This is a genomic window from Pseudomonas sp. QL9 (assembly GCF_041409665.1).
GTDB lineage: Bacteria > Pseudomonadota > Gammaproteobacteria > Pseudomonadales > Pseudomonadaceae > Pseudomonas > Pseudomonas knackmussii.
In genome coordinates this window covers 1621915-1635733 of record NZ_CP166971.1, presented here as the reverse complement: position 1 = coordinate 1635733, position 13819 = coordinate 1621915, and the positions used below count along the sequence as shown (strand labels likewise).

Genomic DNA, 13819 nt, shown 5'->3' with positions numbered 1-13819 from the left:
CTAAATGAAAATTCTTACAAGACCGAATCGAGAGTTGATCCTCCGGGAGCCATCTATATCGTTCAGAAGGGGCGCGCATTCTTCTTTAGCGCGCCAGATTTGTCGTGCAGGACAGATGCCTTCGTGATTTCGGGCAATAAAGTTCAAGTGTACACTGAATATAATGGGTTCGTTTCAGTGATGTACCTAAGGAGAGACGGCTCTTCAGTGGAAGGGTGGTTAGAAATTCGAAGGCTGACTAAAACATTCGAAAACTCTGCTCCTCGCGAAGGGGATAATTAATTTTGGCTCATGATCTTCCGATCTGGGTCTCGAGTTCCTGAGGGAAGGAATATATAAAAATTATCAAGATGCTTTAGGGGTCGAAAAGAAATGGAGGTTAAGTTTTTCGATGCTGTGATAATGGGGTTGGCGTTGTGTGTATGTATGTTAAATGCCGATGCCGATGAATTGGTGCCAACCTTCCAGGACTACAGGGTTGATAGTGTGTTTTCTGGTCCAAATCATGATTTGGCTGTGTCAGCGCAGAGCGGTGCTCTGTGGGGTGAATATCGAAAAGAAGCCATAAAAAGAAAGGTGAACTTTGCCGGTCACTACATTATTTATACTGGCGGTTGTGGTGGAGGTGCAATTTGTGGGGAGATTCTTGATGCAATGACTGGGGAGGTAATTTCAGGATTTCCAAATTTTCATCCGATTGGATTGATCTCTGCGATTGCCAAGGGGATTGGAGCACTTGATAAGTTAATCAGAAGGGTTGGTGACATTATTTCACATGGTGAGGGCGGCTATGAGTCATATAACACCGGAACCAAGAATGTTCCGGGTGACAGAGTTGGTTTTTCCTTCATAAGTCCACCTGTTGGAACGGTTACAGCGAAAACCATAAATGAAATATTGGCTACCGAGACTCTATCTGGTCTAGATAGGGATAGACTTTTTGCAACAGGGAAATATCAGACAATTATAGCGACGCTTAGGGTTGCGAAATCAGTGCTAAATCTATCTGGCGATGAATTTTATGATGAAGAGCTTCAAGAGAGAGTGTTTCGGGAGTATTTGATTGATAAAGCTGGAGATGGCTCGTTAGGGGGGTTCATTAAAAATGGTAGAGGGTCGGTTGACAGCGCACAGCTCGCCGCAGCTAAAGAGTGGGCGTCGATTGCAGCACCGGCAGGCAGTCAAATCAAAGACGGAAGAATCTCGGACGGCAGGCTCTCATATCATGAGTCACAAGCAAATAGTGCCAATCAGCGGTCGACTCTTATGTTGAGGGAAATTTTGTTTGAAATATCTGGAGGGTGACGACTGTGAAATATTTAATGCTTGTTTTTGCAGTGTTTGGGATGGAGGTTTGCTGGGGCGCTGTCGGTGAGAAAAATCTCATTGCGCAAAGGGAGCTAAATCCAAAGGTGAATATTGGGTACAAAAGCCAGGACGGGTGCTCGTTTATGTATAGTCCGATTGATTTTTGTGATGATAGGCATATGGAGGCGATAAGGGGCGCTCTTAAGGATAGGGCTCCGAATTTTGCGAATAAATTCATACTAATAACTATTCCTGAGCGAGATGAATATAACCAGGTTTCTGTTGTTGCTGTGGATAGTGTTACCGCTGAAGTGTACCCGCTCCCTATTGATTCGATATCTGGAGTGAAAGGAAAGACAGGAAAAAATGGAGATATAAATTTTAAGTTGAACGAAAATAAAATATGTATCTATGGGGATGTTCTGATTTATAAGTCAATAAAGGAGCGGGAGCTTTGTTTTGTTCTTGAGGGCGGAAGATTTGTGGGAAGTCATACTGCGTATATGGATTGAGGGGCGGTGAGTGGAGGTTTATAGGGAGTTGTTTGTTGCAATTGCACTGTGTGCGGTCATGTCTGATGTCAGTGCTCAAGAGGTTGGTCCGAAATTTCAAGATTACAAGGTTGATTGTGTTTTTGCTGGTCCAAATCATGGATTGGATGTGTCTGCGCAGAGTGACGATATATGGGGCGAGTATCGAAGGAGTGCCATAAAAAGAAAAGTTAATTTCGCGGGGCATTACATCATTTTTACGGGTGGCTGTGGTGGAGGTGCGATTTGCGGGGAGATTCTCGATGCAATGACTGGAAGGGTAGTTGCAGGTTTTCCAAATGCATATGAGTTGGATAGTGCTGATGGTGGCTATTACGACGCGGAATACCATCCAGATAGTAGGCTTCTCGAGATTTCCGGGAAGGCGGCCAACTCGGAAAGGGATCGATTTGGAAAGGTTCTGCTAGCGAAAAATAGGATCCGGTACTTTGAGTTTCTAGGGGAGAGATTGGTGTTGGTTTCGACAAAAGGGAATTAGTTTTTATTGTGTTTCGGAAGAGCATCTCTATCTGAGTCGGGAGGTTTCCCGTTATTTGGAATTCGTTGGCTGTTTTAGTGTGAGAGTTTTCTATTTATGAACTGGAGTTAACAGAGATATGAAAGGAGTCATCCGCATTGGCGACAAAACCACCGGCGGCGGTACGGTCCTGGCCGGTTCCACGGAGATGATCTTCGACGGCATTGGGGCTGCGCGTCTGGGCGATCCGGTGCTTTGCCCGTTGCCGTTCCATGGACCGACGGTAATCGCCGAAGGCGATCCCGATTTCTGTGACGACGGTATTCCCGTGGCTTTCCATGGCCATCGCTGCGCGTGCGGGTGCCTGCTGCTGACGTCCTTGCCTGACGTGAGCAGTTCCTAATCATGCCGGTTCGACTGGATAGGGTGCCCGCGCCGGCGCAACGCTCGCGGCCACCGCGCTTGTGGCTGTGGTTGGGCTTGTTGGTGCTGTGCCTGTTGCTGGGTGTGGGCGTGACATTGTGGCTGGGGGATGAAGCTTTGGGGCAGCAGTCGGGCCGCTTCTGGATGCAGGCGTTGGGTATTCCGCTGGTGGCCTGGTGCGGGGTGGTCCTGTTGCGTGTTTTCGCTTTCCTTCTGGAGGAGGGCGCTGCCGAGGGCTGGGACGAGGCTCGCTACGAGGACCTGTCACGCAGGATCGCTCGTGGCCGCCGTTCCCAGCAGGTGCTGGCGGCAAGCCTGTACAGCGCCTTCCGGGAGTCACCTACGGCGGACGGTCAGGCCCGCCAGCTGGAAGCCCTGTTCGGCAGGGACAGTGCCTTGCAGCCGCAGAAGCCCTGGCAGGGCGAGGTCGAGGTTCGCCATAGCCGCTTGCCGGTCGGCAACGCGCAGAAGCCCCAGGAGTTGCTTGGGCTGACGCTGAAGCAGGTGCTGGCGGACCTGGCCGAGGTGCTGGACACGCTGCCGCCGGAGCAACCGCTGGCCCTGCTGCTGGAAGCCGATGGCGCCCTGCCGGCCGCTGAGTTACTCAGTGCCTGGCAATGGGCTTGGGGCGAGTCGGGCATTCGCCAGCCGATCACTTCACTCGACGGCAGCGGGCTGACCGTCGTGGATCAGTGGCTGGATCAGCGCATCCGCGACAAGGCCTTGCTGCTGGTGGTTGCCTTCCAGATGGCGCCGGCGGATGTCGAGGACTCGGCCGAAGCGGTCGTGGGGCTGTTGTTCGGCAACCGTCTGACGCAGCACAGTCTTCCGCCTTTGGCGTTCCTCCATCGGCCGGAAGAGGAGCACGTCGTTTCGACGGCGGACCTCGATTACGCGACGCGCCAGTCCCTGAGTTGGGCGCAGCTGGAGGCGAGTGCCATCGAGCATGTCTGGCTGGCAGGTGTCGATAGCGAACGGCATGCCGACCTGAGCAGCGTGCTCAAGAACCTTGCGATCCCGGTCAAGCCCAAGCAGGGCCTGTATGACCTGGACAGCGCCCTGGGCCGGACCGGCAAGGTCGCGCCCTGGTTCGCCATTGCTGCGGCGGCACAGGCGATTCAGCGCGACGCGCGGCCGCAAGTCATCTTCAGCGGTGCTGGCCAGGCCGATAAGGCGCTCTGGTGCACGGCACTCAAACCCGTTTCGAATGAGTAGACCTATGGACCGTCGTCGTTATGTAGGTGTGGGGGTGCTGGTTGGGCTGGTGGTCTGCGTTGCTGCTGCCGCGGCCCTGTTGCTCTGGTGGCGGCCCGAACTGCTGGGCGTTCGCCCGGGCAGCGATATCCAGCGGAACGGGTTGCTGGCGGCAGGCGGATTCAATCTGTTGCTGATGATCTTGCTGGGGGGCTATTGGATGACGGGGCGCAAGTTTGGGCGGGCTCCCTATGAGCAACAGGCGGACGACGACCTACCCGGCCCAGCACCCCGTGCATCCTTGACAGACCATGAGAGTCCGGCCGACCTGCCAGCAGTGCGTCGGCATCTGCGCGACCATTACGGCCTCTTCTGGTGCTTCAAAGTCCGCCTGCTCATGGTCGTCGGCCAGCCGGCAGAGCTCGACGCCATCACCCCCGGCCTGAGCCAGGACAAGTGGCTGGAAGGTCAGGGCACCGTGCTGCTCTGGGGCGGCAGCCTGGCCGGCGAGCTGGATGCGCCAACCCTGGCGTTGCTGAAGGGCCTGCGCCGCTGGCGGCCGCTGGACGGCATCGTCTGGGCGCTGAATGAGACACAACGTGACGATGTGGCCACGCTGGGCACGGGCGTGATCCGACTGCGTGAGTTGGCCAGCTCGCTGCGCTGGCAAGCGCCGCTGTACCTCTGGCAGGTCTGTGCCAGCGGCTGGGAGCAGACCGGGCGCAAGGCGCAGCCAGTCGGTTGCTTACTCCCTTCGCGAGCGACGGTGGCGGACGTCGAAGCGAAGCTGCGCGAACTGCTCGATCCCTTGCGCCAGCGGGGCATGGGACAACTGGTCGAGGAGGAGTCGCACGATTTCCTCGTGCGCCTGGGCTTCCAGTTGGATGGCGGGGGCATCGCCAAGTGGCGCGAGGCGCTGCAACCCTTCCTGACCGATTCCAACCGCCGCCTGCCGCTGCGCGGCCTGCTGTTTGGTCTGCCGCAGAAGTCTCCTGATGGGTTGCTGAAAAATGCCTGGTGGCCGGATGCGGGCTGGCAGGGTGTGCTGGACGACCGCGCGAGCCGTGGCCGTCGGTTGGGCTGGTCCGTGCCGCGCCTGACGTATTGCCTGGTGCTCGGTCTGGCGGCCCTGTGGGCCCTGGGCCTGTTGCTGTCGTTCGCCAACAACCGCAGCCAGATCGCTGATGCGCAGGCGGCGCTGAGCGTGTTGCGGCAACCGGGCGACCTGGATAGTCAGATATCCGCCCTGCATGAGCTGACCCGCGAGCTCGGCCGGCTGGATTACCAGGCGCAGCAGGGCGTGCCCTGGTTCCTGCGCTTTGGCCTGAGCCAGAACGATGCACTCCAAACCGCGCTCTGGCCCGCTTACACCGAAGCCAACAATCGCTTGCTGCGCGATAGCGCCAAAGCCCATCTCGAACGCCAACTGACCGACCTGGCCGCGCTGCCCCCGGGCAGCCCCGAGCGCGCCGCGCGCGCCGTTGAAGGCCATGACCAACTCAAGGCCTACCTGATGCTGGCGCGTCCGGAAAAGGTCGATGCCGCCTTCCTGACCAAGGCGCTGCACAGCCTCGAAGCCGACCGACCCGGCATCAAGCCCGGCCTCTGGCAGGGCCTGTCGCCAAGCCTCTGGGCCTTCTACACCGAACACCTGCAAAGCCACCCCGACTGGCGTATCCAGGCCGATTCCAAGGTGGTGGCGCAGGCGCGCCAGGTGCTGCTCGGGCAGTTGGGCCAACGCAACGGCGTGGCCAGCCTGTACGAGAAGATGCTGGAGGGGGCGGGCAACAACTACGCGGACCTGAACCTGCTGCAGATGGTCGGCGAAATCGATGCGCAGGCGCTGTTCGATACGCCCAACAGCGTGCCCGGCGCCTTCACTCGTCAAGCCTGGGAAGGGCATGTGCGGGCTGCCATTGACGAGATCGCCGAGGCGCGTCGCGAGGAGATCGACTGGGTGCTCAGCGACCGGCAGAACAAGGTCGCCGATGAGCTGAAGCCCGAAGCGCTAAAGGCGCAGCTGACCGAGCGCTACTTCCAGGAGTTCGCCGACTCCTGGCTGGCCTTCCTCAACAGCCTGCGCTGGCGGCGGGCAGACAACCTGCCCGAGGTCATCGACCAGCTCAGCCTGATGAGTGACGTGCGCCAGTCACCGCTGATCGCGCTGATGAACACCCTGGCCTACCAGGGCCGCACCGGTGCCCAGGGCCAGGCGCTGGCCGATTCGCTGATGAAGTCGGCGCAGCAACTGCTCGACAAGGATAAGCAGCCGGTGATCGATCAACGCGCCCTCGGCCTGCACGGTCCCTTGGACGCCACCTTCGGCCCGCTGCTGGCCTTGCTCGGCAAGGAGGAGGGCGCCACCAGCAACGATGACAGCCTGAGCCTGCAAGCCTTCCTGACCCGCGTGACCCGCGTGCGCCTGAAGCTGCAGCAGGTGATCAACGCCGCCGATCCGCAGGCGATGACTCAAGCGCTCGCGCAGACGGTATTCCAGGGCAAGAGCGTCGACCTCACCGACACCCGCGACTACGGCAGCCTGCTCGCTGCCAGCCTCGGCGAGGAGTGGAGCGGCTTCGGCCAGAGCCTGTTCGTGCAGCCGCTGGCCCAGGCCTGGGAAGGCGTGCTGCAGCCCTCGGCGCAGAGCCTGAATCGGCAGTGGCAGCGCTCCATCATCAGCAACTGGAATCGCGCGTTCGACGGCCGCTATCCCTTCGCTGGCAGCGGCAGCGACGCCTCGCTGCCCATGCTCGGGCAGATGATCCGCGGCGGTAGCGGACGCATCGAGCAATTCCTCGCCGGCCAGTTGGGCGGCGTGCTGCGCAAGGAGGGCAGCCGTTGGGTGGCGGATGCCGGCAACAGCCAGGGGCTGCACTTCGATCCGGCGTTTCTCAAGGCGATCAACGAGCTCAGCGCCCTGGCCGACCTGCTCTATACCGACGGCGGCATGGGCCTGACCTTCCAGCTGCAGGCCAAGCCGGTGCGCGACGTGGTGCAGACCACGTTGATCGTCGACGGCGAGCGCCTGGAGTACTTCAACCAGATGGAGTTCTGGCAGTCGTTCAGCTGGCCGAGCCGCATCGATCATCCCGGCGCCTCGCTGAGCTGGACCAGCGTGCGCACCGGGGCGCGGCTATACGGCGATTATTCCGGCACCTGGGGGCTGATCCGCCTGCTGGAACAGGCCCAGGTCACGGCGCTGGACGACAGCGACACGCGCTTCCAACTGGTGCTGAAAGCCGCGGATGGCCTGCCGCTGACCTGGCATTTGCGCACCGAGCTGGGCCAGGGGCCGCTGACGCTGCTGCAGCTGCGCGGCTTCAAACTGCCGGAGCGGATTTTCCAGACAGTGGCGAGTGCCACGGATGAGATGGACGAGTACGAGTAGGAATGCCGATGTTCGGATGTCCCCCTGCGACCCGGCGTGAGATGGATAGGCTGCGCTTCACCTGCCTGGACGAAGTCTGGCAGACCCGCCATGCGGTCTATCGCTTCCAATGCCCGCAAGGGCATGTCATTGCCTGCAAGGCCAGTGGTTTGCCCGTACTCCACGGCTGTCGCTGGTGCCGGGAGGCCGAGAAGATGCAGCGCTTGCAGCAGAAGGCGGCGCAAGACGGCAGCCAGTGCATGGAGGCGCTGTGGCTGGGGCGGCAGCACCACTATCGTTTTCGGTGCCTGAGCCATCCGAGCCATGAATGGGAACGGACTTACCCCTTCGCCTTGCGAAACGCCAGCTGCCCGCATTGCTCGAGAGCTGCCTATGGCATGCGACGGCGCGACCCCGACGGTTTGCAGCGCTTGCAGGCCTCTGCCGAGTCCAAGGGAGGGGAGTGCCTATCGCCCATCTATCTCGGGGTTGATCGCAAGCATCGCTTCCGCTGTGCGCAGGGCCACATATGGGAAGCGGTCGCTACCCACGTGCTCGGCCAAGGCACCTGGTGCCGCCAGTGCGGGCACGACGAGAAGCGGCGAGACATTGAAGAGGTGCAGCGGGCTGCGCAGAAGCGCGGTGGTCGGTTTCTGTCGGACGAATATCGCAACACTCACACCCGGTATGCCTGGAGCTGCGCCGAGGGGCATACCTGGCAGGCGACCTATCGAAGTGTGCAGCGAGGTGCCTGGTGTCCCACCTGCATTCCACGGTCCTCCAGGCTCGACGCCCGCGCCTTGCACGAAGCGGCGCGTGCGCAGGGAGGAAAGTGCCTGTCGCGGACCTACCGGGGCGTCAAAAGCAAGTACCGCTGGCTCTGCTCGCGGGGGCATTCCTGGTACACCACGCTCAACACCGTTCGGCGCGGCAGTTGGTGCCCGACCTGCTACAACATGGCGCGCACCAAGCCAGGATCAGCCGCCTGGCGGCGGTATCAGAAGCATACGAATAGCGATTGACAGCATTGAGGGGCATGGTCGGCGAGTCCTTTCCCCGCTCGCTGTCGCCCCCTGGCGCAACCGCTCTGATTGCCCTCAGACCAATTGATTTTCCACCGCCCACACGGCGGCCTCGACCCGCGAGCGCATGCCCAGCTTGTGCAGCACGCGCTTGACGTGGACCTTCACCGTGCCCTCGGTGATGTCCAGCTTGCGCGCGATCATCTTGTTGCTGTAGCCCTGGGCCAGCTGGCGCAGGATCTGCCGCTCGCGCTCGGTCAGTTCGTCGATCCGCCTTGGCTGGTCGCCGCCGCGCAGGGCCTGGGCCAGTACCTGGGCCAGTTGCGGGCTGACGCTGAGCTGCCCGGTGGCGGCCTGGCGGATGTGTTCGAGCAGGCGTTCGGGCTCCATGTCCTTGAGCAGGTAGCCGTCGGCGCCGGCGCGCAGCACGCTCAGCACGTCGCCGCGATCGTCGGAGACTGTGAACACCACGATGCGCGCATCCACGCCGCGCTCGCGCAGTGCGCGGAGGGTCTGCAGGCCGTTCATGCCCTTCATGTTGAGGTCGAGCAGGATCATGTCCGGGTCCAGTTCGGCGGACAGCCGCAGCGCCTCTTCGCCGTCGCCGGCCTCGCCGATCACGCAGAGGTCGTCCTCGAACTCCAGCAACTGGGTCACGCCGCGGCGCATCATCGGATGGTCGTCGACCAGCAGGATGCGGGCTTGCTCGGCGGGGCTGCTGGGCATCATGGCGTGGGCTCCTGGGATGGCGAGTCGGAAAGGGGATGTGGACGGAACTGCAGGCTCACCCGGGTGCCGCGCGGCGAGCGAGAGGCAATCTCGAAGCGGGCGCCGAGGGTCTGGCTGCGTTCGCGCATGATGCTAAGGCCGTAATGCCCGCCTCGGCTCTGCGCTGGATCAAAGCCAACGCCGTCGTCCTCGACGCAGACTTCCACGAGCCCCGCGCCGATCTCGCCCAGGGCGACCCGTGCCTGCGTGGCCTGCGCGTGACGCAACACGTTGGAAAGGGCCTCGCGGACGATCTGCAGGATGTGGATTTCCTCGTTGGGGTCGAGCGGCACGTGGGCCAGGCGATTGTCCAGTTCGATGGCCAGCCCGCCGCGCTCGGCGAACTCCTCCACCGTCTTCGCCAGGGCGGCTTCCAGGCTGGCCTGCTCCAGGCTCAGGCGGAAGGTGGTGAGCAGCTCGCGCAGTTGGCGGTAGGCGGCGTTGAGCCCTTCGCGCAGTTCTTCCAGGGTCGCGTCGATCTTCTCCGCCGGCGCGTCACGCTTGAGCTGCGTGCCCAGCCGGCTGACCTGGATCTTCAGGTACGACAGCGCCTGCGCCAGCGAGTCATGCAGTTCGCGGGCGATGGTGCCGCGCTCGGCGAACAGCGCCAGGCGGCTCTCCTGTTCGCGCTGCAGCGGCAGGGCGAAGCTACGCGCGAGGGTGTCGCAGAAGGCCTCGACGAACTGCCGCTGCCAGGGGGCCGGATGGCTGTCGGGCAGCTCGACGAAGAGCTCGCCGAAGTGGTGCCCGCCGCTGGCCAGCGGCAGCCGCAACATCGCGCCCGGACTTTCGCCGCAGGCCTGGCTGCGACACTCGGCGCAGGCCCCCGGTTGGCAGAAGGCTGGCGGCGTCGTGCCGGTGGTCAGCGAGCGATAGGCGCGCTCGGCGCCGTCCTTGTTCAGGCACAGGGTCACCCGTCCGGCCTGGAGCACCTGTTCCAGCTGGTCCAGCAGCGGATGCAGGCTGCGCGGATCGTACGGGTCCTGACCGAGTCGGCGGGCGCAGGCATAAAGCAGTTCGAGGCGCTGGTGGCTGTGGGAGAGGGCGCGGGTCTTGTCCGCCACCCGCGCCTCCAGGTCGCCGTACATGCCCTGCAGTTCCTCGGCCATGCGATTGAAGCGCTCGCCCAGTTGGCTCAGCTCATCCTCGCCGCTGTAGCCGACCCGCGCATCCAGCTCGCCGCGTCCCAGGCGGCGGGCGATGCCGGTGAGCTCGCGCAGCGGGCCGACCACGTGGTAGCTGAGGTCGTAGAGCGTGACGAAGACCAGCAGCAGGCTGAGGAACAGGCACAGGCCCTGCACCGTGCTGAGCATCTGCGAGCGCTGTTCGGCGTTGTGCTGCAGGGTGCCGACGAAGGCATCGATATGGCCGACGAAGGCGTCGAGGGTATCCAGCGCCGGCGTTCCGGTACCGTCCAGGCTGGCCAGCTCCCGGCGCAACTGGGCATGTTGCCGGCGCAGCGGGTCATCCGCTCCCGTGCGTTGCAGCAGGTGGCCGACTTCGCTGCTTTCCAGGCGCGCAGCCAGGGTCCGGTGCAGCGCCTGGCGGCCGCTTTCGCTCGGCTCCAGGGCCAGGCGATAGGTGAGCATGCGCAGCGAGCCGGCCTGGTTGATCACCGCGGCGTCCTGGTGGGCGTAGTCGGCGAACAGCAGGGCGCTGAACATGCCGATCAGCGCCAGCGACACCAGCAGCGTGAGGTAGCAACCAAAGCGCAGGACGATGGACTGGCGCAGCGTCTGGCGTTTCGGCGCGTCACTACCTCCAAAGATCCGCTCCTGCGCGAGAGTGTCCGAAGCTTGGCCGGGATTCATTTAAAAAGTCTTAATTAACAATGGCTTGTGTGTTTTTTGGGTGAATACCTCGATGGAGGTACCGGCGACCATCAGCGCATGAACGCGCCTTCGGCTCATTGATCGCGGTCAAGAGAGCGGAGGCTGACGCTTCCTAAGGTGCGGCCAACGGCTTTGGGCAAAGGAGCGTCGGCCATGGCTTCGCATCGACAGAAACAGTTCAGCGTGCTCGGCATGAGCACCCTGGCATTCGCCATGAACTTCGCGGTGTGGACGATGTTTTCCATCATCGGCATCCGCATCAAGGAGGAGCTGGGGCTGTCCGAGGCGCAGTTCGGTTTCCTGGTCGCCCTGCCGATCCTCACCGGCTCGCTCGCGCGACTGCCGCTGGGCCTGCTGACCGACCGCTTCGGCGGGCGCATCGTGTTCTTCGTCCACATGCTGCTGGTGGCCATCCCGATCTACGGCCTGGCCTTCGCCAGCCAGTACTGGCACTACCTGGCGCTGGGCCTGTTCGTCGGCCTGGCCGGCGGCTCCTTCGCCGTGGGCATCGCCTACACCTCGGCCTGGTTCGAGAAAGCGCGCCAGGGCACCGCCATGGGCATCTTCGGCGCCGGCAACGCCGGCGCGGCGATCACCAACCTGGTGGCGCCGCTGATCGTGGTCGGCTTCGGCTGGCGCATGGTGCCGCAGGTCTACTCGCTGGCCATGCTGGCGATGGCGCTGCTGTTCTGGTGCTGCACCTGGAGTGACCCGGCCCACGCCGGCGCGGCGGGGCTGGCCCGGCGCAGCCTGAAGCAACAGCTGGCGCCGCTGGGCGAGCTGCGCGTGTGGCGCTTCGGCCTGTACTACTTCTTCGTCTTCGGCGGCTTCGTCGCCCTGGCCCTGTGGCTGCCCCGGTACTACATCGCCGAGTACGGCCTGGACCTGAAGACCGCGTCCTTCATCACCATGCTCTTTACCCTGCCGTCAGGGCTGGTACGCGCCCTCGGTGGCTGGTTCAGCGACAGCTACGGCGCCCGCGCGGTGAACTGGGGCGTGTTCTGGGTGTGCCTGGTCTGCCTGTTCTTCCTCTCCTACCCGCAGACCACCATGACCATCCACGGCATCCGTGGCGACCTGAGCCTCGGCATCGGCCTGAACGTCTGGCTCTTCACCTTCCTGGTGTTCGTCGTCGGCATCGCCCAGGGCTTCGGCAAGGCCAGCGTGTACCGGATCATCCACGACTACTACCCGCAGAACATGGGCACCGTCGGCGGCATGGTCGGGGTCATCGGCGGCCTGGGCGGCTTCTGCCTGCCGATCCTCTTCGGCTACGCCGCCGACCGCGTCGGCGTGCGCTCCTCCTGTTTCATGCTGCTGTTCGGCCTGACCGTGATCTGCATGGTCTGGATGCACTACGCGATCAAGCAGCAGCGGCGTCTCGACGGCCGGGCCCGGGTGGCCGACGTCGACGCCGTGTCCGTCGTTTCCAGCCAACCCTGAGGGACTGCCGCCATGGGCATGATCGCCGATTCCCAACTCAAGGCCGCGCGCGGCCCCCTGCTGCTCGACTGGCGTCCGGAGGACCCCGAGTTCTGGGCGCGCAGCGGCAAGCGCATCGCCGCGCGGAACCTGTGGATATCCATTCCCGCGCTGCTCCTGGCCTTCGCCGTGTGGATGATCTGGAGCACGGTGACCGTGCGCCTGAACGCCGCTGGCTTCGCCTTCAGCAACGACCAGTTGTTCCTGCTCGCCGCGCTGCCGTCGATCTCCGGCGCCACGCTGCGGGTGTTCTATTCGTTCATGGTGCCGATCGTCGGTGGCCGCCGCTGGACCGCGCTGTCCACCGCCTCGCTGCTGGTCCCCTGCCTCTGGCTGGGCTTCGCCGTGCAGGATGCGCAGACGCCGTACTGGGTGTTCGCCTGCATCGCCCTGCTGTGCGGCTTCGGCGGCGGCAACTTCGCCTCCAGCATGGCCAACATCAGCTTCTTCTATCCCAAGAGCCAGCAGGGCACGGCCCTCGGGCTGAACGCCGGGCTGGGCAACCTGGGCGTCTCGGTCATGCAGTTCGCTGTGCCACTCGCGGTCACCGCCGGCCTGTTCGGCACCTTCGGCGGCGAGCCGCAGGCGCTCTCCGACGGTGGTCGCCTGTGGCTGCAGAACGCCGGCTGGATCTGGGTGCCCTTCATCGCCGTGGTCGCCATCGCCGCCTGGTTCGGCATGCACGACATCGCCGACGCGCGGGCCTCGTTCCGCGAGCAGTCGGTGATCTTCAAGCGCCAGCACAACTGGCTGATGTGCTGGCTCTACGTGGCCACCTTCGGCTCCTTCATCGGCTTCTCGGCCGGCTTCGCCATGCTCAGCAAGACCCAGTTCCCCGACATCAACCCGCTGCAGTACGCCTTCCTCGGTCCGCTGGTCGGCGCCCTCAGCCGGCCGTTGGGCGGCTGGCTGGCGGACAAGTTCGGCGGTGCGCGCATCACCCTGTGGAACTACCTGGCGATGATCGCCGGCGTGTTCGCGGTGATCGCCTTCCTGCCGGGCGCGGAGGGGGCGGGCAGTTTCTTCGGCTTCCTCGGCGCCTTCATCGCCCTGTTCTTCTTCGCCGGCATCGGCAACGGCTCCACCTTCCGCATGATCCCGGTGATCTTCCGCAACGAGTGGGCCGCACGCCTGCGCCGTGGCGCTGCCAGCGAGGCCCAGGCGGCCAAGGGCGCGAGCATGGAGTCGGCGGCGGTGATCGGCTTCTCCGCCGCGGTCGGCGCCTTCGGCGGCTTCTTCATTCCCAAGGCGTTCGGCACCTCGCTGGCCATGACCGGCAGTGCCGAGGGCGCCCTCTATGTATTCGTCGCGTACTACGTCAGTTGCATTGCCGTGACCTGGTGGTTCTACGCGCGCAAGGGTGCCCGGAACCCCTGCTGAGCCTCGTTCCAAGAGCCTGATTAGCGATTGAACGC

Annotated in this window: 11 protein-coding genes; 9 read left to right on the top strand and 2 right to left on the bottom strand. The window is 62.9% G+C overall.

Going from position 1 to position 13819, the window contains the following annotated elements:
• Positions 1–372: 372 nt before the first annotated feature.
• From ACA097_RS07710 to ACA097_RS07680, 7 genes are all read left to right on the top strand, one after another.
• Positions 373–1305: a hypothetical protein gene (locus tag ACA097_RS07710; RefSeq protein ID WP_371369515.1), complete on the top strand. Its 933-nt coding sequence runs from the start codon at positions 373–375 to the stop codon at positions 1303–1305.
• 5 nt (positions 1306–1310) lie between these two features.
• The gene (locus ACA097_RS07705) at positions 1311–1820 is read left to right on the top strand and encodes a hypothetical protein (protein ID WP_371369513.1); all 510 of its coding nucleotides are present in this window, start codon (positions 1311–1313) and stop codon (positions 1818–1820) included.
• Between the two features lie 58 nt (positions 1821–1878).
• Positions 1879–2337, top strand: a complete 459-nt coding sequence (locus ACA097_RS07700; protein ID WP_371369511.1) for a hypothetical protein — start codon at positions 1879–1881, stop codon at positions 2335–2337.
• Between the two features lie 118 nt (positions 2338–2455).
• Positions 2456–2719, top strand: a complete 264-nt coding sequence (locus ACA097_RS07695; RefSeq protein WP_160287200.1) for a PAAR domain-containing protein — start codon at positions 2456–2458, stop codon at positions 2717–2719.
• Between the two features lie 59 nt (positions 2720–2778).
• Entirely contained in the window at positions 2779–3954 is a 1176-nt protein-coding gene (locus tag ACA097_RS07690) for a hypothetical protein (RefSeq protein WP_371369509.1), read from the top strand.
• A 4-nt stretch (positions 3955–3958) separates the two neighbouring features.
• Positions 3959–7321, top strand: coding sequence for an ImcF-related family protein (locus tag ACA097_RS07685; RefSeq protein WP_371369507.1), 3363 nt, complete (start codon positions 3959–3961; stop codon positions 7319–7321).
• A 41-nt stretch (positions 7322–7362) separates the two neighbouring features.
• Entirely contained in the window at positions 7363–8322 is a 960-nt protein-coding gene (locus ACA097_RS07680; protein ID WP_371369505.1) for a hypothetical protein, read from the top strand.
• A gap of 75 nt (positions 8323–8397) precedes the next feature.
• Here the strand turns inward: ACA097_RS07680 and narL are convergent, their stop codons facing one another.
• Together narL and ACA097_RS07670 are read right to left on the bottom strand one after the other, a co-directional pair.
• Complete coding sequence (gene narL, locus ACA097_RS07675) at positions 8398–9051, bottom strand: two-component system response regulator NarL (RefSeq protein WP_371369503.1); 654 nt, start codon at positions 9049–9051, stop codon at positions 8398–8400.
• Positions 9048–10901, bottom strand: a complete 1854-nt coding sequence (locus tag ACA097_RS07670) for a histidine kinase (RefSeq protein ID WP_371369501.1) — start codon at positions 10899–10901, stop codon at positions 9048–9050. The genes narL and ACA097_RS07670 overlap by 4 nt, the downstream gene beginning before the upstream one ends.
• 174 nt (positions 10902–11075) lie before the next feature.
• Between ACA097_RS07670 and ACA097_RS07665 the strand changes: the two genes are divergently transcribed.
• Positions 11076–12365, top strand: a complete 1290-nt coding sequence (locus ACA097_RS07665; RefSeq protein ID WP_371369499.1) for a nitrate/nitrite transporter — start codon at positions 11076–11078, stop codon at positions 12363–12365.
• Positions 12366–12377: 12 nt separating this feature from the next.
• Positions 12378–13784: a NarK family nitrate/nitrite MFS transporter gene (locus tag ACA097_RS07660; RefSeq protein ID WP_371369497.1), complete on the top strand. Its 1407-nt coding sequence runs from the start codon at positions 12378–12380 to the stop codon at positions 13782–13784.
• The last annotated feature ends 35 nt before the right edge of the window (positions 13785–13819 follow it).